This window comes from Tardiphaga sp. 709 (assembly GCF_032401055.1).
Lineage (GTDB): Bacteria > Pseudomonadota > Alphaproteobacteria > Rhizobiales > Xanthobacteraceae > Tardiphaga.
Genome location: NZ_CP135529.1, coordinates 5,006,173 through 5,025,181, shown reverse-complemented (window position 1 = coordinate 5,025,181; position 19,009 = coordinate 5,006,173). Strand labels below are relative to the sequence as shown.

The 19,009-nt window shown below is 60.4% G+C and carries 19 protein-coding genes and 1 pseudogene; 12 read left to right on the top strand and 8 right to left on the bottom strand.

Going from position 1 to position 19,009, the window contains the following annotated elements; genetic code table 11:
* Positions 1-290: 290 nt before the first annotated feature.
* Positions 291-1,352: a class I SAM-dependent methyltransferase gene (locus RSO67_RS24415; RefSeq protein ID WP_315840936.1), complete on the bottom strand. Its 1,062-nt coding sequence runs from the start codon at positions 1,350-1,352 to the stop codon at positions 291-293.
* Positions 1,353-1,563: 211 nt separating this feature from the next.
* On the opposite strand from RSO67_RS24415, the gene RSO67_RS24410 reads away from it, so the two are divergent.
* On the top strand, positions 1,564-2,463 hold the full coding sequence (locus RSO67_RS24410; RefSeq protein ID WP_315840935.1) for an alpha/beta hydrolase: 900 nt from the start codon (positions 1,564-1,566) through the stop codon (positions 2,461-2,463).
* A 286-nt stretch (positions 2,464-2,749) separates the two neighbouring features.
* Here RSO67_RS24410 and RSO67_RS24405 read toward each other — a convergent pair whose 3' ends face one another.
* Positions 2,750-3,331, bottom strand: a complete 582-nt coding sequence (locus RSO67_RS24405) for a TetR/AcrR family transcriptional regulator (RefSeq protein ID WP_315840934.1) — start codon at positions 3,329-3,331, stop codon at positions 2,750-2,752.
* A 261-nt stretch (positions 3,332-3,592) separates the two neighbouring features.
* Between RSO67_RS24405 and RSO67_RS24400 the strand changes: the two genes are divergently transcribed.
* Positions 3,593-4,582 (top strand): alpha/beta hydrolase, encoded by a 990-nt coding sequence (locus tag RSO67_RS24400; RefSeq protein WP_315840933.1) that lies wholly within the window; start codon positions 3,593-3,595, stop codon positions 4,580-4,582.
* A 146-nt stretch (positions 4,583-4,728) separates the two neighbouring features.
* Here the strand turns inward: RSO67_RS24400 and RSO67_RS24395 are convergent, their stop codons facing one another.
* From RSO67_RS24395 to RSO67_RS24380, 4 genes are all read right to left on the bottom strand, one after another.
* A complete protein-coding gene (locus tag RSO67_RS24395; RefSeq protein WP_315840932.1) occupies positions 4,729-5,256 on the bottom strand; it encodes a hypothetical protein in 528 nt (175 codons plus the stop codon).
* Positions 5,257-5,381: 125 nt separating this feature from the next.
* Positions 5,382-5,876, bottom strand: coding sequence for a DUF302 domain-containing protein (locus RSO67_RS24390; protein WP_315840931.1), 495 nt, complete (start codon positions 5,874-5,876; stop codon positions 5,382-5,384).
* A 79-nt stretch (positions 5,877-5,955) separates the two neighbouring features.
* Positions 5,956-6,813: an alpha/beta hydrolase gene (locus tag RSO67_RS24385; protein WP_315840930.1), complete on the bottom strand. Its 858-nt coding sequence runs from the start codon at positions 6,811-6,813 to the stop codon at positions 5,956-5,958.
* Between the two features lie 84 nt (positions 6,814-6,897).
* Complete coding sequence (locus RSO67_RS24380; RefSeq protein WP_315844349.1) at positions 6,898-7,668, bottom strand: alpha/beta hydrolase; 771 nt, start codon at positions 7,666-7,668, stop codon at positions 6,898-6,900.
* Between the two features lie 213 nt (positions 7,669-7,881).
* Here RSO67_RS24380 and RSO67_RS24375 point away from each other — a divergent pair, with 213 nt between their 5' ends.
* Positions 7,882-8,847, top strand: coding sequence for an AraC family transcriptional regulator (locus tag RSO67_RS24375; RefSeq protein WP_315840929.1), 966 nt, complete (start codon positions 7,882-7,884; stop codon positions 8,845-8,847).
* 69 nt (positions 8,848-8,916) lie between these two features.
* Here the strand turns inward: RSO67_RS24375 and RSO67_RS24370 are convergent, their stop codons facing one another.
* Positions 8,917-9,756, bottom strand: a complete 840-nt coding sequence (locus RSO67_RS24370) for a helix-turn-helix transcriptional regulator (protein ID WP_315840928.1) — start codon at positions 9,754-9,756, stop codon at positions 8,917-8,919.
* Between the two features lie 455 nt (positions 9,757-10,211).
* Between RSO67_RS24370 and RSO67_RS24365 the strand changes: the two genes are divergently transcribed.
* Positions 10,212-13,610: an autotransporter domain-containing protein gene (locus tag RSO67_RS24365; protein ID WP_315840927.1), complete on the top strand. Its 3,399-nt coding sequence runs from the start codon at positions 10,212-10,214 to the stop codon at positions 13,608-13,610.
* 25 nt (positions 13,611-13,635) lie between these two features.
* On the opposite strand, the gene RSO67_RS24360 is transcribed toward RSO67_RS24365, so the two are convergent.
* On the bottom strand, positions 13,636-13,821 hold the full coding sequence (locus RSO67_RS24360) for a hypothetical protein (protein ID WP_170849737.1): 186 nt from the start codon (positions 13,819-13,821) through the stop codon (positions 13,636-13,638).
* 433 nt (positions 13,822-14,254) lie between these two features.
* Here RSO67_RS24360 and RSO67_RS24355 point away from each other — a divergent pair.
* The 8 genes and pseudogenes from RSO67_RS24355 to RSO67_RS24320 all read left to right on the top strand — a co-directional run.
* Positions 14,255-14,302 (top strand): annotated as a pseudogene (locus tag RSO67_RS24355) (hypothetical protein); the annotation flags it as partial.
* A 30-nt stretch (positions 14,303-14,332) separates the two neighbouring features.
* Positions 14,333-14,920 carry a FadR/GntR family transcriptional regulator gene (locus RSO67_RS24350; protein ID WP_315844348.1) on the top strand — a complete coding sequence of 196 codons (588 nt, stop codon included), beginning with the start codon at positions 14,333-14,335 and terminating at the stop codon, positions 14,918-14,920.
* A complete protein-coding gene (locus RSO67_RS24345) occupies positions 14,910-15,407 on the top strand; it encodes a 2,4'-dihydroxyacetophenone dioxygenase family protein (RefSeq protein ID WP_315840926.1) in 498 nt (165 codons plus the stop codon). Before RSO67_RS24350 ends, RSO67_RS24345 begins: the two co-directional genes overlap by 11 nt.
* Positions 15,407-16,183 carry an SDR family NAD(P)-dependent oxidoreductase gene (locus tag RSO67_RS24340; RefSeq protein ID WP_315840925.1) on the top strand — a complete coding sequence of 259 codons (777 nt, stop codon included), beginning with the start codon at positions 15,407-15,409 and terminating at the stop codon, positions 16,181-16,183. Before RSO67_RS24345 ends, RSO67_RS24340 begins: the two co-directional genes overlap by 1 nt.
* 115 nt (positions 16,184-16,298) lie before the next feature.
* Positions 16,299-17,120: an ABC transporter permease gene (locus RSO67_RS24335; RefSeq protein WP_315840924.1), complete on the top strand. Its 822-nt coding sequence runs from the start codon at positions 16,299-16,301 to the stop codon at positions 17,118-17,120.
* A complete protein-coding gene (locus tag RSO67_RS24330; RefSeq protein ID WP_315840923.1) occupies positions 17,117-17,923 on the top strand; it encodes an ABC transporter permease in 807 nt (268 codons plus the stop codon). Before RSO67_RS24335 ends, RSO67_RS24330 begins: the two co-directional genes overlap by 4 nt.
* Positions 17,920-18,678, top strand: coding sequence for an ABC transporter ATP-binding protein (locus RSO67_RS24325; RefSeq protein ID WP_092138834.1), 759 nt, complete (start codon positions 17,920-17,922; stop codon positions 18,676-18,678). Before RSO67_RS24330 ends, RSO67_RS24325 begins: the two co-directional genes overlap by 4 nt.
* A complete protein-coding gene (locus RSO67_RS24320) occupies positions 18,675-19,007 on the top strand; it encodes a hypothetical protein (RefSeq protein ID WP_315840922.1) in 333 nt (110 codons plus the stop codon). Before RSO67_RS24325 ends, RSO67_RS24320 begins: the two co-directional genes overlap by 4 nt.
* Positions 19,008-19,009: the final 2 nt, after the last annotated feature.

The following is a 19,009-nucleotide window of genomic DNA, read 5'->3' as shown; positions in this document are numbered from 1 at the left end:
CGTGACTACTGGCGCAAACGACCGCCCACGCCTCGCCGGACTTGAGCCACGCGTGACTGATATCAAGCCAATCCGCCAGTGGCAGCAACCGTAGCCCGAATGTCGCTTCGCGCGCCCGATTGAAAACTCCGCGTATTACGCGACGTTTTATGCTCGAGAGGTTTTGCAGCGGCTCCTTTTCGTATCTGCAGCGGTCCTGTCGACAGGTGACATCAATCCGGAGCGAAGCAGCCCCTAGAAGCCGCATTTCCCGCGGCATCCGGGTCGCTCCACACCGTTGGTCTGAGAGATCAGGCGCGTACTTCGAAGATCATATTGAAAGGCGTCTCGGTCGCGCGGCGGAAGCGCTTGAATCCTGCTTCAGTCGCGACCTGACGCAATTTGCCTTCACCTGCCTGGGCACCGAGCCCCAAGCCCACCTCCTGAGAGAGCGACGCAGGTGTACAAATGAATGTCGAGGCGTGATAGAAAATGGAGCCGATCGGGTTGAGATTATCCTTGAGATTGTCATGAGCAAATGGCTCGACGATCATCCACGACCCGTCTTTGGCCAGTGTTTCCTTGACATGCTTGCCCGCACCAACGGGGTCGCCCATGTCATGCAGGCAATCGAAGAAAGCGACCAGATCGTAGTCTTTTGCCGGAAAATCCTTGGCACTGGCCTGCGCGAATTCAATTCGGTCTCCGACCCCCGCTTCCTGGGCCAGGACCTTCGCGCGATCGATTGAAGGTTTGTGGTAATCAAACCCGAAGAACCTGGATTTGGGGTACGCCTGCGCCATCACGATGGTCGAGGCGCCGTGGCCGCATCCGACATCGGCCACCCTGGCGCCAGCTTTCAGTTTGGCTTCGACGCCTTCGAGCGTCGGAATCCAGTTCGAAACCAGATTGGCGTTATAGCCCGGCCTGAAGAAGCGTTCGGTGCCCGAGAAAAGGCACTTCGAATGCTCATGCCAGCCAACGCCCTTCCCTGTTCGAAATGCTTCGGCGACCTTGGGTTCGTCGAGATAGGTGGACTGTACGACATCGAACGCACCGGCGAAGAAAGCTGGCGACCCCTCCTCCGCGAACGCCATCGCTTGTTCGGCCGAGAGCGAGAACCCATTTTTTTCAGGGTGGTAGTCGATGTAACCAGAGGCGGCCTGGCCGGAGAGCCACTCGCGGACATAACGCTCGTGCAGGCCGGTTTTCTTGGCAAGCTGCGAAGGCGTGAAGATATCTCCATCCGCCATTGCCTTGTAGAGGCCGAGACGATCGCCGAGCAGTATACTGGCACCGCCAAGTGAAATACCGAGATCGCTGACCAGCTTTCCTACGAGTGCGTTCAGCTTTTCAGGATTTGGTTCACGCATTGCAGCATCCTCCACTCCGTGAAGAACAGCCCCCGTTCTAGTTAAGCACGACTGGCGAATTACAAGTGGGCGCCGAGCGCCACGCGATGTCAGATTCAGGATTATGCGGAATTGTCCGCTGCTGGCGCAACACCTGCGTTCCCTCTAGATTTACTTCTGCGAGTTTTGACATTGCCGCTCAATTTTCACCAATGTTCGGGGGAGATCATCCTTGGCCGAAAGTGAGATTGCGAATATTCGCGCACTACTGTTGTCAAAGCCCCGCCCGGTCGGGTGGGAGCAGCGCCGGCAGCGACTTGATGAAGTCGGGTCGATCTGGCCGGTGGCCGACGATGTCGAGTTGCGGACTGTCGATTGCGGCAATGTCGCGGGGGAATGGTCCTTCTCACCGGGGGCAGATACGACGCGCGTGCTTCTGTATTTTCATGGCGGCGGGTTTTGTTCGGGATCAATCCTCAGTCATCGACGCCTCGTGACAGAGGCGGGGCGGGCTGCTGGCATAAGCACCCTGGCGATTGACTATCGGCTCGCGCCGGAAAATCCGTTTCCTGCCGCTCATGACGACGCGATGAGCGCCTGGCGATATCTGCGCCAACAGGGCATAGACGCCGGCAATATAGTAGTTGGCGGTGACAGCGCTGGCGGCAATCTCACAATTACCCTGATAAATGCCTTGCGCAGCGCCAATGAAGAGTCGCCGGCATGCGCTTGGCTTATTTCGCCCTGGACTGATCTTTCAATGTCCGGGACGACGCTACAAAGCAAGGATCAGATCGATCCGATCATCCACCGTGGCTACCTCAAGGAACTGGCTGACGCCTTTGCTCCGGCATCGCTCGACCGCAGGAGCCCGTTTCTGTCTCCGCTGTTCTCGAACCTCATCGGATTTCCACCAACACTCATTCAGGTCGGGTCAGCCGAAACTTTGCTCGCAGACTCGACACGTTTCGCGGAGGCTGCCGCGATAGCCGACGTCGCGACGACGTTGGAGGTATGGCCCGACATGATCCATGCATGGCCTTTGTGGAATGGCGGTCTTACAGACGCAAGGTTGGCGCTCAGGTCAGCTGGACAATTCATCAAGCATCAATTGTCTGATCTGGTTCCGTAGGGACTGCGCAAGGATTGCGCGCCAGTCGTCTGCGTTCGCAAATATCGGGGTACGATAACGATCGGCAGCAAAGCCGTCCGCCTCTGGTGCAAAGCGGTCGATGGATCATATTGACACCGTGTTGCGAACGAGATCGCGTCCCGCTGAATTCGTCTGAAATGACCCGAAGCTGACATTGTCGCTATCGAGAGGAGGCGTTACGGGCGTCCGGTGGCAGCAATTGCAGCGCCAAGGCGGTCGAGGATCGCAGCTACTATCTGCGCCGCCGGGCGCTAACACTGATGGATCACCCTTTGGGGGCAGCCCACCCCTGGACACTAACATCCGCCAGAGCCTTGAATATCGCCGGCGTGCGTTCCAGGCGAGCGATCGTTCGCGCGCCTTCGACGGCGGCTACCAATGCCGCTGCGGTAGAGGATGCGCGCGCGGACGTGAAACCGCACCCCCTAAAATGCTCCGCAACTATCTCGGTCGAATCAACAAATCCACGCGCTACCCGTTTTGTCAGATCAGCGTCGAGTGCGGGAAGCTCATTCGCCAGATTTTGCATGAGGCATCCGTACTGGAAATCGGAGGCGACCATTTCGGCGGCGAACGCGCCGAAAATCTGATGAACAAAATTCTGAGCATCGCCCGCCGTATTCGCCGAGATCTTCCGCAATACGGCGATTCTGCTCGCAACGTAATGATCGATTGCTTCTTCGGCGAGCTGTGCCTTGCCGCGCGGAAAGTGAAAGTAGAACGATCCTTTAGGCGAGCCGCTCTCTTGAATGATCTGGTTCAATCCGGTCGCAGTGTAGCCTTGGATGCGAAACAGTCGCTCGGCAGTGGCAATCGCGCGATCGCGGGCGTCGGTCTTACGGGGCATCCGTCAGCATACCATGCCTCGCTTGACACATCTATGGTGATCGCCATACTATGGCGATCACCATAGTAAATATGTCCCGCCGTATCACCGTTATCAAATCGCAATCCAGAAGTTGCACGCGGGCACATGCAGCTCTCCCAGATTGCCGCGCAGGAAATACTCAAATGAGTTCGAGGAACTTCGATTTCGGCAACTGTTCTAGCGAACGGGATCACTGAGATGGCCTCCAGAACCTGCTCACTGATGCTTTTAGGAGCCGCCATGTTCACTGCGATGTTCACTCAGGTTGCTTCCGGGGGGACTTCAGACGAGGCCGTCTGGCACAATAAAATCCCGGCCGCTTTGAGCGAGCCTGCCGTTGATATCGATAAGGATCCGAACCTTCTGCACAAGTATGCAGACAATGCGGGAACGAAAATCCACTACGTCACAATGGGATCCAATCAAAAACCGCTGATGGTGTTCGTGCACGGATTTCCGGACTTTTGGTATTCTTGGCGAAATCAGATCCAGGCATTTTCAGCAAGTTATCAGGTGGTCGCTCTTGATCTGCGCGGGTACGATTTGAGCGATCGGCCGCAAGGCGTCGAGAACTACAAGTTTTCGGTTCTCCTCGATGACATCCGCGCCGTGATCAACGCAGAGAGAAACGGCCGTAAGGTCATCCTGATCGGGCACGACTGGGGCGCCGCCTTGTCATGGCTATTCACCGGGCAACATCCAGATCTGGTCGAAAGACTTGTCGTCCTCAGCGTTCCTCATCCTGGCGCCATCACCAAGGAACTGCTCCCCTGGAATCATCCTGTTGCGCAGACGAGGGCCAGCGCTTACGCCACACGGTTCTTCGCTCGAGGCAAGGGCGACAATCTGACTGCGGAAGATTTGGCATACTGGGTTGTAAATCCAGAGGTTAAGCGTCGTTATATTGAGGCTTTCGCAAAATCGTCCGTCTTGTCCATAATGGCTTATTACAAAGCCAACTACAGTCTCTCTCAGTTTGCGCTCAACCTCTTCGATCCGACCATGAAGAAAATCTACGGTGCCGTTATCAAATGCCCAGTCTTGCATGTGCACGGAATCGAGGAGAGCCATGCTTTGTTGAGCACTCTTGATCTTGAAAAGTCATGGATGGAAAATCCCGATAATCTCACGGTCAAAATCGTGCCTGGAGTTGGCCACTTCATTCAGCATGAAGTGCCTGACTATCTTAACGAGACGATTTCCTCCTGGTTAAAAGATTCAGGACATTAAGCCCGGTATCGCGGTGGTGGATGGTCGATGGCCGCTCCCGGCGCAAAGCGGACACTCAATCTCCAGGATGTTTGCCACAAATATCCGAAGGCTGGCTCCCGACCTGAGCTCCTCGGCGAGATGTCGCTTAACAGGTGCCTGGGGCCCTAGCCCTTCGCAGCGGGTGTCGGAGGCACCGGCAGAATGATTTCAGAAGCGACCTTCCAATCCTTTCCGACGCGAAGCCAATTGATGATCATCAGAAACGGCTTGGCTGTTCCATCCTGTCCCGCATATGAGACCGTGATGTTCATCGGCACGTAGGACTCTGCTACGTCGCGCGTTAGGCCGACAATCTTGAGCTTCGCATAATCTGGCTCAAGCACGACCGGACCGGAGCTACCGATGTCATGCAGCTTTTGATCAATTGCTTCGTTGCCCCAAAAGCCGGCCCAGTTCCCCTCGGAGGGGATCGCGCTCTTCGCCACCAACAGGGTCGAGGGCGATTGCCAAAACATCTCATGCAAAGCCTTGAAATCGTGTTGGTTGGCCAATTCCATCAGTCTGCCGAACTGCGATTTGATAGTGTTAAGGGTCGCGGCATCCAGCGGCTCAGCACTGGCGGCGGGAGCAGCCGTGATAGCCATTGTCGAAAGAGCTATCGTGATGAGGAGGGCAAAACGTTTCTTGTACATGTCGGAATTCTCTTCCAGGTTTAATGGCCATTCGTCTCGCTCGCGTCACGAAGCTGCGTTCTCGCGTTGCGCGATTGCCGCTTTGAGACGCTCACTTCCACCGACCGAAACGTCATCGGGAAGTTTTAGCTTGCACATTCGCGCAGCAAGGTCGTGATTTTCGCATCGAGGTTGCGGGCGACGGCGAGTGCTTCCGTGCTGCCATACGGCAGCAGATAGCTCTCCATCCTGTCATAGGAGAGATGCACGCCATCGGAACGTTCATCAATGAGGATTGTCACTGGAGCGTAAGATCCAGCATCGGGTACGTGTTTGACCATTTCTTTCATGATGAGTGGATTGCCCACCACAAAACGCATACTGCTAGGCGTCTTTGAACTAGATTCGAGACGCAGAACGGCGCCCAAGTCGAATTCCGCAAAGAGCATAAAACCCGTACGGCCGAGCGCGCCCTGCACAACGCGCTCCAATTCCGGGAAGGAATCTGCCGCCCTCGACGCCTTGAAGAATTCGACTATATCAGGCTGCCCGATCGCCGACTTGAATGCGGCCACAACGGCATCGAATGGCTTTGCGCTCGTAAGGCTTAAACGTTCGACTTCGACTTTCTCTATTTTCATTTTATCCTCCGAAATAACTCTCATGGATAGAGTGCGTATGATCGCGTCGACCTCTCGCCGGGGATCATGCGGCTGCCGGTTACGCGTTCAGGAAAGTCCGGACGTGACTGACGAAGATCTCGTGGTGCTGAAACAGGGCGCCGTGGCCTGAATCGGGATAGAGGACCAGCTGCGCGTTGCTGAGTTCTTTGAACATTGCGTAGGCATTGTTTGCTGGAAGCATGGTGTCGTGGCTACCGCTGACCACAAGAGTGGGCTGGCGGATGGCGCGCAGCATGGCGTGCTCGGGATCAGGTGTGGCGCACCAAGTGATCAACGCCTTGGCCTGCGGATCGGTGACCGCGCTGCCGTTGTCGGTGTCCCTATCGTCCTTACGCACCTGCGTCCGCTTCAGGAACGCCAGGCCGGCCGATTGGCTGGCGGACGACGTCGTGAAGAACAGCGGCAGGCGAGGATCCGGTGCATCGGTTTGGGAAAACGCCTCCTGGAGAACCGCTAACAGATGCTCCTCCCCGCCTTTGGGCGCGGTGCCGACGAGGATGAGCTTGCGGACCAGACGTCCGTGCTCGGCAGCGATCTGCTGGGCGACGCATCCGCCGAGAGAAAAGCCCAGCAGGTCGACTTCGGAGATGCCAAGCGCGTTGATGAAGGCGACCGCGTCGCGTGCCATCGCCGCGACATTGTCGGGCGTCTGACCGGTCGAGCGACCGACTCCGGCGTTGTCGAAGGCGATCACAGGGCGATCGGCGGCCAGGACGTTGACGACGGCGGAATCCCACGCATCGATGTTGCCCGAGAAATGCTGCAGAAGCACCAGCGGCGTTCCGGTCGGGGGGCCGAGGCGGCGATAGGCGAAGCGGATTCCGCGGCCTTCCACGTAGCGGGTGGGTGCCGTTTCCAGCGTGGCGTCCCCGCTCGTGATGTCGAGTGCAGTCATGTCATCCTCCGGATGCTTGGCATGAAGTAATCAAGTGGAGACCAGTGCAGCGCTCCCGGCACGCATGCGCCGGGAGCGGTCTTGTCACTTCACCAGCGCGGCCTTTTCAATCACCGCCGCGACTTCCTTCGCATGAACAACAAGCGAAGCATGGCTGCCGGCGACTTCCGTCGTCTGAGCCTTCATCTTGCCGGCGAAAAAATTCTGAGCCTCGGGTGCGATCACCTTGTCCTTCGTGCTGATGACATAGAATGTCGGCTTGTCGCCCCAGGCTGCAATGTCGACGGGCGCCTCGAATGCAACGTGATTCAACGGAAGCTGCGAGTTAGCCAGGTGCGCGGCGATCTCCGGAGGAAGGTCGGCCGCAACGGCCGACGGAAATACCTTGGGATCGATGTAGAGGTTGCCCTTGTCGTCCGGATGAATCGCCGCACCACCTTCGGTCGCGGGACCGCTCTTGGCGAGGTCCGCCAGAGATTGTCCCACGTCGGGCGCGAAAGCGGAGACGTAGACGAGCGCCGAGATCTTGGGGTCGTTGCCGGCTTCCGTGATGACCACGCCGCCCCAGGAATGGCCGACGAGAACGGTCTTGCCGTTCTGCTTCGCCAGGGCCTGTTTGGTGGCATCGACGTCAGCGGCAAGGGAGGTGAGCGGATTTTCGACGAGCGTGACGTTGTAGCCCTTCTTGGTGAGGATGTCGGCAACGGGCTGCCAACTCGTCTGGTCGACGAAAGCGCCATGGACGAGCACGATGTTGTGAGCGGCCCCCTTGGGCAGTTCGGCCGACTGGGCAGAGGCGGCAAATGCCGCTCCGGCCAGAAGGACGGCGGCGGTTGAAAGCAGAAGATTTCGCATGAATGGCTCCTGTTGGATGACGAACGACGCGAGGTCGGGGATGGCAGGCGATCCAGAAAAGTCGCGGATCATCCATCTGCCTTTTCGGGAGATGGATGACTGCACGATGCGTCCGCGCGCTTCGGCAGGACCTAATATGAAGATGTTTTCGGACGGTAGAGCCCAATCGTCCAAGTATTGCGTCGGATCGTCCGCGAGATTAGCATCGCTGCCATGGACATCCTCGCCGAAGTACTCGACCGCGTGCGCCTCGGGGGGACTTTGCTGTTCCACTTCGAGCTCGGCCATCCCTGGAATCTGGCGTTGCCACAACGCCCGTACGCCATGTTTCATTATATCAGTCGTGGCTCAGCGACCCTCGCGCTCGAACAGGGATCAGAACTCCGCATGAACGCGGGCGACTGTGTTGTCATCGCGCGGGGCGAGCCCCATGTGATTTATTCGGATCGCCGAACGACGCCATTTTCGGTTCTCGACTTCGATCGATCGGCCGCGGATCGTGGCGTCGTTCGTCACGGCGGCAACGCGCAGCCGCATGCGACGATGATCTGCGGCAAGTTCACCGTGGCGCGGCCCTCACGCGGCAGCGTGCTGGACTTGCTCCCGCCGGTGCTTCTCCTGAAGCCCACGGAGGACGGCGCGTGGCTCGAGGCGATTCTGCGACGCATGGTGAGCGAGTCGGCGTGTGAGCGTCCCGGCCAGGGCGTCGCGTTGTCACGACTAACAGAAGTGCTCTTCGTCGAGGTTTTGCGAAACTGGATCAAGTCGCTTGGTCCCGGAGAAGGCGGGTGGCTGGGCGCGATGGCGGACCCGCACATCGGACCGGCACTTCGGTTGATCCACGAGCGACCGGATCGGCCCTGGACCCTCGATGACCTCGGGCAACGCGTGGGGCTAGGTCGCTCGGCGTTTTCGGCGCGCTTCACCAAGCTCGTCGGCCAGTCCATGTACAGTTATCTGATAGCGCGCCGGATGTCGGAGGCCGCATTCTTGCTTGAAACAAGCGACGAGGCGATCGCACGGATCGCGACCTCTGTCGGCTATGAGACCACTGCCGCGTTTTCGAAGCTCTTCCATCGACATCACGGCCTATCGCCTGGTCGTTACCGAGCAACGTTGCGCTCTGACGGCGACCGGAGGCAAGAGGACGTCGTCTTGGAAGCAGAAGTCACCGATTGACCCGCAAGCTCTACAACGGGGTTCGGACCGTGTTTAGCTTGTCCATGGTAGGACTCCCAACTTCCTTCGTTATCGCAGCTTACCGAGCCAGAGCGCAGAGAGCGACGGACGATTGCGCACGCCGAACTTGGCGTAGATCGATTTGACGTGGAAATGCGTGGTGTTCGGACTTTGGTCGAGCTTCTGCGCGATCCGGCTTTCCGTGTCCCCGTCGAGCAGTGCGAGCAACACCCGGCGTTCAGCGGGTGTGAGGGGCGCGTTGGCGATGAGCAGACCGTGGCTGAGCAATTGTTCTCGGTGGAACCATCTCAAGGCGCGCATGACGAAGCCCAGACGCTGGCCGTCCTGCACCGTAAAGCGGGGTGCCTGCGCATCGCGAAACACGAACAGGCGAATCCTCACGTCGTCATTGAGCGCAACGCGCACGGAAATGCTATCGGCGAAGCCGACGTCCAGATAGTGCCGCCGATAGTGCTTGCCCTCGAACCATTCCGGCGGAAGCGTTTCAAACAGCAGGCGGACGCGGAACTGCTCATCGCCCGACATGGAAAGGATCTGAGACAGGTCGACGTCGTCGGACCAGAGTGTATCGTACTGCTTCTGCACTGATGCCGCCACCGCCGGCATCGGGTCCAGCACCCTGACGAGGCGCGGACGCCAGCCGAGCAAGGGATCGGCCCGCTTCGGCGAAGGCAATCGCACGACCACGCCCCATAGCACATTGCGTGCCGACAACATGGTACGCAGTGCGGACAGCAGGTGTGTCAGCGCGGCGTCGCCGTCGGCGACTGAGAACTCGGCCAGCTGATCCCAGAGTGCATAGACTTCTTGATTTTGCGGATCGGTGGGATCCGTCGAGAGATGCATGTCATTCCCAATCTGTGCAGGAAGCCGGGCCTGCGCGGTCATACATAAAGCACAGCGAACCACCTTTCTAGGTAGTTCTCAGACGCATCAGGTAGCGCGATATTCAGTACGGGTGCTGGGAAGAACAGATTCTCTCACCGTGCCGATATGGGGGATATAACGATGCGCACACGGCGCGAGCCGGCGTGAAATGCCAGGCGACGACCGGACGGACGCTGTTCTGGCTGCAGTCAACCTCTCCTGACCAGCCGGTTGAGCAACTTGCACGAAATCACTCCCACACGAGAAATACTAACGCTGAGATGACGGTCCGCTGACGTCATTGACGTACTCGATTGCCCCTATGCGCGTTCGCCAGCTTCTGCGAGTCGGCTCTCTGGTGCTGCGTTCTCTCGCTATTCGTGACGCTGCGTTAGCCGTCTTGCCGCCGCTCTTTCGAGGCGACTGACGGGACTTCTTGTCGAAAGCAAATGCGCTTGGCGTTTTGGAGTTAAGTTATGAAGTGCAGGCTCGGTTCGAAGACGTTGCTGCAGACGGCGCTATTGCTTACCGGGAAGCACGTAGCCAATTGCCCTGAGGCTTACGGCGAAAGGTCGAGCCCCCGGGCCGCCTCCGCCGCATCAAAAACTATTCGCCCCGTCACCTGGCTTGGTTCAACCGCGCTGCTGGCGTCGCTGGCCGGGACGGTCGTGCCATCGGAGGCGCTCGCGGCCTGTGTCGGCGAGAACACCGGCAGCGTGACCTGCGATGCGGCCAACCCGGCGACCGGCGGCATGCTGATCACGAGTTTTGCCGGCACAACGGTCGTCACCGTCAATCCGGGCGCGCAGATCGACACCGGCCCCGCCAGCGTGACAGTGACCGCTCCCGGCAGCCTGACCTTCACCCACAGCGACACGAACTTCGGCATCCCCCAGATCGTGACCCTCAGCAACGATTTCGGGGACATCAGCTATGTCGGCAATGCCGCGACGAACGCGGTCAATGCGCAAGGCACCACTGGCACGATCGACATTCTCAATACTGCGGCGATTGGCACCGGAGGCCTCGCGGCGCTGACGACAGGCAACGGCAAGATCCAGATCAATTCCAACGCCACCGTGAACGGTACCATCTTCGGACAGTCCAGCGGCGGCGACGTCTTCATCACTGGATCCGGCAACGTCACATCCACAACCGCCGGCATCAGCGCCACGACCGTCGGCGTGGGCAACGCGATCATCACCTACAACGGTCCCATTACATCGGCAGACGCCGCCCTGTTTGCGTCGACCTTCGACGGAAACGCCACGGTGACGGGGTCCGGCAGCGTGACGAGTGCCGACGGTGCCGGCACCATCAAGGCGTGGGTGGCCGGCAACGGCCCCGGCAATGCGCTGATTGCCTGGAACGGCGCCGTCAACAACACCGCCGGCGGGGCGGGCCTCTATGCGATCGCCGATTTGGGAACAGCCACGGTGAACGTCCCGGGGAACGTCACATCGACCAACAACGCGGCTGTGCGGGCTTCCAGCGGAACTGGGACTGCCACCGTGACTGTTGCCAACGGCTTGACGCTCAGCGGCAGCTTCCAGAACGCCATCGATGTCGGTTCGCCATTCGGCAATGTAAATCTCGTGGTCGGCGATGGAGCTTCCATCAGCGCAATCGTTGACGCTATTTTTGCCCATACGATCACCGGCAACACCACGGCCACAATCGGCGCCGGAACCGTTGTCAGCGCCGCAATAGGAGGAGGACTCGTCCTCCAGGCGCCGGGTGGCATCACCACGGCCACGATCGGCGCCGGAGCCATTATCAGCGGCGAAGGAGGCATCGGCATCGACACAGGCAGCGGCTCGCTGACGATCGGCAACGGCGCGAGCGTCACAGGAACGGGCGGAACTGGCGTCAGCGTGCAGAGCAAAGCCGGCTTCACGCTGTTCAATGCTGGCATCATCAGCGGTCAAACGGCTGCGATACACTTCGCACACTTTACACCGATCAGCGATCCCATGACGCTGACGCTGGGGCCGACGTCGGTCATCGTGGGCCAGGTGATTGGCGGCGCCAGCCCGTTTCAGATCGCTCTGGGTTACGTGCCGGGTGTCGCCGACATCTTGCAGCTCGGCGGCACCGGCGCCGGCACATTCGATGTCTCGCTAGTCGGCGACACCGCGCAATATTCCGGCTTTGGCACCTTCAACAAGGTCGACGCGTCGAACTGGACGCTGACCGGCACCAGCACGTTCGCGGGACCGGTGAACGTCAGTGGTGGCACGCTCAGCGTCAATGGCGACATCACCTCGGCAGCCAGCCTGACGGTGAATGCCGGCGGTACGCTGGGCGGCACCGGCGTCGTCGGCACCACGGCGATCAATGGCGGCACGCTGGCGCCCGGCAATTCGATCGGCACGCTCACCGTCAGCGGCAGCTTGACGATGACGGCGGCATCGACCTATCTGGTGCAGGTCTCCGGCACCACGTCGGACAGGACCAACGTCACGGGCCTTGCCACGATCAGCGGCAAGGTGATCGTCGATCCGCTGCGCCCGCTCGGCGTCACCACGACCTACACGATCCTGAATGCCGGCACGCGGACCGGCACTTTCGACAGCGTCAGCATCGACAACTTCTTTGCCCGCAATGCGCGGTTGAGCTATGTCGGCAACGACGTGCTGCTGACGCTCGATCCCGGCCTGCTCGGCCCGATCCTGCCCGGCAGTGCCGGCACCAATCAGCGCACCGTCGCCGGCGCGATCGACAATGCGATCACCGGCGGCGCGGTGCTGCCGAGCGGCTTCAACGCGCTGTACCTTCTGTCCGGCAACGAGCTGCTAACTAGACTGTCGCAGGCATCCGGCGAGACAGCCACCGGCGCCCAGCAGACCACTTTCGACGCCATGACCCAGTTCATGGGCGTGATGACCGATCCGTTCACCGCAGGCCGCGGCACGGCGCAGGCCGGCGCGGCGGGGTATGCGGACGAAACATTGGCCTACGCCGCGAAGCGCGCTCCGAGCGATGCGCTGGCCGCGATCTATCGCAAGGCTCCGCCGATGGCGCCCGCGTTCCAGGCGCGCTGGAACGTGTGGGCGGCGGGCTTCGGCGGCTCGCGCAACACCGATGGCAACACGGTGGTCGGCTCGAGCGACACCCGGTCGAGCATCGGCGGCGTTGCGGTCGGCGCCGACTACTGGTTCTCACCAAATACGCTGGCGGGCTTCTCGCTGGCTGGCGGCGGCACCAACTTCTCGGTAGCCAACGGCGGCTCGGGCCGCAGCGACCTGTTCCAGGCGGGTGCGTTCGTGCGCCATACGGTCGGATCAGCTTACATCACAGCAGCCGCGGCCTATGGCTGGCAGGATATCACCACCGATCGTGTCGTCGGCGGTGATCGGCTGCGCGCTCAGTTCAATGCCAACAGTTATTCGGGTCGCGTCGAAGGTGGCAATCGTTACCTGATGTCCTCGCTGGGCGGCGTCGGTTTTACGCCTTATGCCGCGGCGCAGGTCACGGCACTCGATTTGCCATCCTATGCAGAGACTGCCGGCGGCGGCGCCAACACCTTCGCACTGGCCTATGCGGGCAAGACCGTGACCAGCACCCGCAGCGAACTCGGCTTCCGCATTGACAAGTCGTTTGCCGTAACGGACGCGATCTTGACGCTGCGCGGTCGCGTCGCATGGGCGCACGATTTCAATAGCGACCGTTACGCTTCGGCGACGTTCCAGACGCTGCCCGGTGCGAGCTTCTTCGTCAACGGCGCGGCGCAGGCGAGCGATGCTGCGTTGACGACCGCATCCGCGGAGATGAAGTGGACGAACGGCTGGACCGTCGCCGGCACCTTTGAAGGCGAGTTCTCGGATGTCACGCGCAGCTACGCCGGCAAGGGCGTGGTGCGGTACGCGTGGTGAGACGCCGAGGCGTCTGCTGACAACCTCAGCTCTGATGCGGGCCTTGCATGATCTTCATGGCATCCTTCACGTGGCGCCACTCGTTGGCTTCTTCCACCTGACCTTTTTGCTCGCATGTCAGTGCATTCTGAGCGGCATGAGCGATGGCCACGGCGCCGTGCCGATCAAGCATCTGTCGGGCAATGGTGTGGACTTGAGTTTCGGACATCATTTGCTTTCTCCTGATTTTCCCGAGCCAAAGAAAGCTGGTCCTGCTGGAACCGAACCGGCCCGGTGTCTCTGAAAACGGTGGAACAGCCAATCTCGTTCCCGGAAAAAACAACCGGCCCCGCGCTGGCATGGGCCGGCCATCTATCGCGGCCGCTATGCCATGAATTTCAAACTCGAATTGCGATCGGGCAAAGCATTGTGCACCGCAAATGCAATCATCCGATGTTAAACATCGGATGATTGCATTCGCTCTGAAAACGTGAGATAGGCCACTGAGGAAACAAGCGGGGAAGAACACTCGTGGCACGAAGTCCTACGAAATCGTTGGAGCGGGGAAGCAAGCCAGGCCGTATCAATTCGGTCTTGACCACGCTCGGCTGCGAAATCGCGCAGGATATTATCCCGATTGGCGCGACCCTCCCCCCGAGCCGGAATTGGAGGCGCGCTTCGGTGTCGGGCGCGGCGTCATCCGGGAAGCGATCAAAACCCTCGCTGCGAAAGGAATGGTCAGCGTGCGTCCGCGTTACGGTACGCACGTCTTGCCGCGCCGCGACTGGAGTCTGCTCGATCGCGATGTGCTGGGATGGCTGGTCGGCGGCGGCGAACCGGACCGCGATCTTCTGATGGCGATTCAGGAAGTCCGACTGATCATCGAACCGGCAGCAGCAGCGCTCGCGGCAACGCGGAGCACCAAACAGGACAGGTTGCGCATCGAGGCCGCACTGGTCGGCATGGAAACCTCGCACGATCAGGAAAGCGCCATCAAGGCGGACAAAGCATTCCACCTCGCCATTCTCGATGCGACGCATAACCCCGTGTTGCAGGGTTTTCGCGGCGCCATCGATACCATTCTGAGCGCGGTGTTTCTTGTCGCGGTCGGCAGCCCCGGCTGGTTCGAAGACAATCTGCCAAACCACGCGGCCGCGGCGCGCGCGATTGCCGCGGGCGATGCAAAGAAGGCCAAGACCGCCATGGAGCAGGTGCTCGGCTACACGCAATTCAAGCTCTCGAAGCGTCGCGCGACTGCGACGCCTGAGGGCATAACGCGGGTCTCAACCGCGGCGGCGAAAAAAAGAAAGAGGAAGCCCCATGTATCGTGACATGATCGGATCGACCCACGTTCTTGCATCGCCGGAAATCGCCATCGTCGCTATTCCCGAGGACGAGCGCGTCTGGGTCCCGCAGGCGCCGGATGTCTGGTTTCGTCCGCTGATGCTGAACACACGACAGGGGCAGTGGTGCAATCTGCTGCGCGTGCGACGCGCCGGCGTACTATCGCGGCATCTGCATCCCAATCCGGTGCATGGCTTCGTGTTGCGCGGCAAATGGTTCTACCGCGAACACCAGTGGGTGGCGACGGAAGGCTCCTACGTGTTCGAGCCTCCGGGTGAGATCCACACGCTGATCGTCCCAGAGGACGTTCCGGAAATGATCACCTTCTTCAACATCCAGGGATCGATGCTGTATCTCGATGAGAACAACAAGCATGTCGGCTATGAGGACGTCTTCACCAAGATCGATATGTGCCGCGCCCACTACGAGTCCGTCGGCCTTGGCCGTGACTACGTCGACCAGTTCGTGCGCTGATGGCAGACGGTGCCAACATGATCGAGGAGATGCCGTCGGCCGCATGGGCGTCGATCTGGTACGCGGGAAAACGCGTGCTGGTGACGGGTGGAACGTCAGGGATCGGTGCGGGTCTCGCGCGCGGCTTCGTTGAGGCCGGCGCGGAGGTCATCGCGACCGGCGTGAATGCTGCGGAGATCGAGCGAGCGCGTTCGGATTCGGTGTTGCGCGAGGCTCAGGCGCATCAGCTCGACGTTCGCGACGACAGCGCGATCAAGTCCCTTGTCGGCTCGCTCGGCGAACTCGATGTGATCGTCAATTGCGCCGGCGTCATTCGTCGCAGCGAGGAACTCGACCCCGCGGTTTTCCAGTCGGTGGTCGATATCAATCTCAACGGCACCATGCGGATGTGCGCCGCCGCGCGGCCGCTGCTGGCACGCTCCAAGGGCGCGATCGTCAATCTGGCATCCATGCTGTCGTTCTTCGGCGGCGGTCTCGTTCCCGGTTATGCCGCCAGCAAGGGCGGTATTGCACAACTGACGAAATCGCTGGCGATCGCCTATGCGAATGACGGCATTCGCGTCAACGCGATCGCGCCGGGCTGGATCGCCACGCCGCTGACGACCGATCTGCAGGCCAGCCCGGAACGCAGCCAGGTCATTTTGGGGCGCACGCCCTTGGGCCGTTGGGGCAAACCATCGGACCTCTTGGGCGGCGTGCTCTATCTGTGCTCGCCGACGGCATCTTTCGTGACGGGGACGATCCTCGTCATCGACGGCGGATATGCCGTGACGTGATCAGGACGGCGGCAAAGTGCCGCCGTTCGCAGACGAGATTTGAGTACCAAACTGCGTAGCCGAGAGCCTCGCAGATAAAATAAAGCGGCCAGAACGCTGGTCAAAGGGAGGTCGCGTGCTCGTTGCGCCCGGTCAAAAAGTGCGGTCCCGCGTCGCCTGGCGCGGCATGAACTCGCTGGTGGGCGCAACCTTGTTCGTGGCGCCCTTGCTGGTGCTCGTCGCCATCTGGGCGATCGTGGTCCCGCTCTTCAATGTCAATCCGCGAATTTTTCCGTCGGTCGGCTCGGTGGCCGAAGCAGCGGTTGCCGCGATCGGCGATGGCTCGCTCATCCGCCATATCGGCGCGAGCATGCTGCGTGTCGGACTGGGCACGTTTCTCGGCGTGCTCGTCGCCGTCCCGCTTGGCATCGCCATGGGCGTGAGCCCTGCGGTCTCGGCGTTCCTGACACCGCTGTTTCGCTTCTTCTCGGTGCTTGCCGGCATCGCCTGGATACCGATCGCGACATTGTGGTTCGGCTACGGCTTCGGCGCCATCATCTTCGTGATCTTCAACGCGGTCTTCTTTGTGGTCGCCTACAACACGCTACTCGGTGTCTCCACCATTCCGATGACAATCCGCAATGCGGCCGCCTCGCTCGGTGCCGGACGATGGGCGTTGCTCACCGAAGTGCTGCTGCCGGGTGCGCTACCCAACATCGTGACAGGCGTGCGCACCGGGCTCGGCTTCGCGTGGCGCGGCCTGATCGCGGCGGAGATGATCGCGACCAATGTTGGGCTTGGCTACATGCTGTTCGTCGCCCGTGACTTCTATCGCACCGAAGTGATCGTGCTCGGCATGATCGTCATTGGCGTGTTGTGGCTATTCATCGACCGGTTGCTGCTCGTTCCGCTGGAACGCGCGACGATCGAGCGATGGGGACTGGTGAGACGCACATGAACATTGCACTAAAATTCTGGAGCGGTTACGTCCGCGCGACGCATCGGTGGCCAATTATCGCGACCATCGTGCCGTTTATTCCCGTGGTGGCGATCTGGAGCATTGTCGCCAATTCAGGCATGTTTCCACGCGCCTTCTTCCCGGCGCCGGTGGATGTGATGCGGTCGTTCATCTCCCTCACCTACAAGGGAATTCTGCCGGACTATCTGCAGGACAGTCTGGTCCGGCTGCTGTTCGGTGCATCCATCGGCGTCGCGCTGGGCATTCCGCTCGGCATCCTGATCGGTTCCAGCCGCCTCGCGCATCGCATCTGCTGGCCGGTGCTGCTGTTCTTTCAGGCTATCGGCGACATTGCGTGGCTGCCGATCCTGCTGATCTGGTTCGGCTTCGGCCTCACCACCATGACCTTTGTCATCGTCTACACCGTGCTGTTTCCGATCGTGCTGAGCACCGTGCTCGGCGTGCAGTCGGTACATCGCGATCTGGCCCGTGCGGCGCAGAGCCTCGGCGCGTCGCCGATGCGGGTGCTGTGGGAAGTGACACTGCCCGGCGCCTTGCCGAACATCATCACCGGCCTGCGCAATGGCCTCGGCTATGGCTGGCGCGCGCTGATCGCGGTGGAGATCATCGTCGGCACCAGCGGTATCGGATTCATGATGTTCGATGCACGTCGTGCCGGCTCAACGGTCGAGATCCTGCTCGGCATGATCGTTCTTGGAATTCTTTGGTACATCGTCGATGCCTGGATCCTTGCGCCGATCGAGCGCGCAACGGGCCAGCGGTGGGGATTGGTAACGTCATGAAAACGCTGTCGCTCAAAAATCTTCGCAAGACCTATTTCGATCCCTATGCGGGATCGCAGGTCACCGCCGTTCAGGACGTCTCGCTCGACGTCGAGCAGGGTGAATTCGTTTCAGTCGTCGGTCCCTCCGGCTGCGGCAAGACGACAATTCTGAACATGATCGCGGGCTTCATCCCCTATACGGGCGGTGAAATCCTGATCGACGGCAATCTGGTCAAGGGGCCGGGTCCTGATCGCGGTGTTGTGTTCCAGTCGTTCGCCCTCTTCCCGTGGAAGACGGTGCTGGAGAATGTCGGCTTCGGCCCGAAGATGCGCGGCGTGCCAAAGGACGAGCGCGACCGCACCGCGCGGGAATATCTCGCGCTCGCCGGCCTCTCGCATGCCGCGGATCGCTACCCGAACGAACTGTCCGGCGGCATGCAGCAGCGCGTCGGTGTCGTCCGTGCGCTGGCCAACAATCCGGCCGTGCTGCTGATGGACGAGCCGTTCGCCAGCGTCGATGCGCAGACCCGCATGACACTGCAGGAAGAGCTGACGCGGATCTGGCAGGAGCGCAAGCCGACCGTCATCTTCATTACCCATGATGTGGCGGAGGCCGTGTTCCTCGCCAACCGCGTCGTCGTGCTGTCCAAGGGCCGCGTGCTCGATCAGATCAAGGTCGATCTTCCGCGTCCGCGCGTCTGGGATCAACTGATCGAGGATGAAACCTTCAAGCGTCTATCCGCGCAGGTGCTGCAAATGGTGCGAGCTGCATGAGTATCGCGCGAGATGTCATTCGTTCGACGCGCGGGCGTGTGGTGCTCGCTGTCATTGCCGTGTGGGCCGCGTTTCAGGGCTGGCTGAGCATCGAGGCGCCGGGCAAAATCTCCAAAGAGCTCGCCGGCGCGTCCGACAAGGTCAATATCCAGATCGATATGCCGTTTACGCCGGAGCGTTTTCACGTTCTGGCGTTTCAGAAGTATGGGCGGATCGCCGGAGCCGACGATCATTCCATCGGACTAAGGGGTGTGAAACGAACGGACCTCAACGCGGTTGCCCGGCCTTATTGGGTCACGAGCGTGAGGCCAATCAAAGAGGAGGACTGATT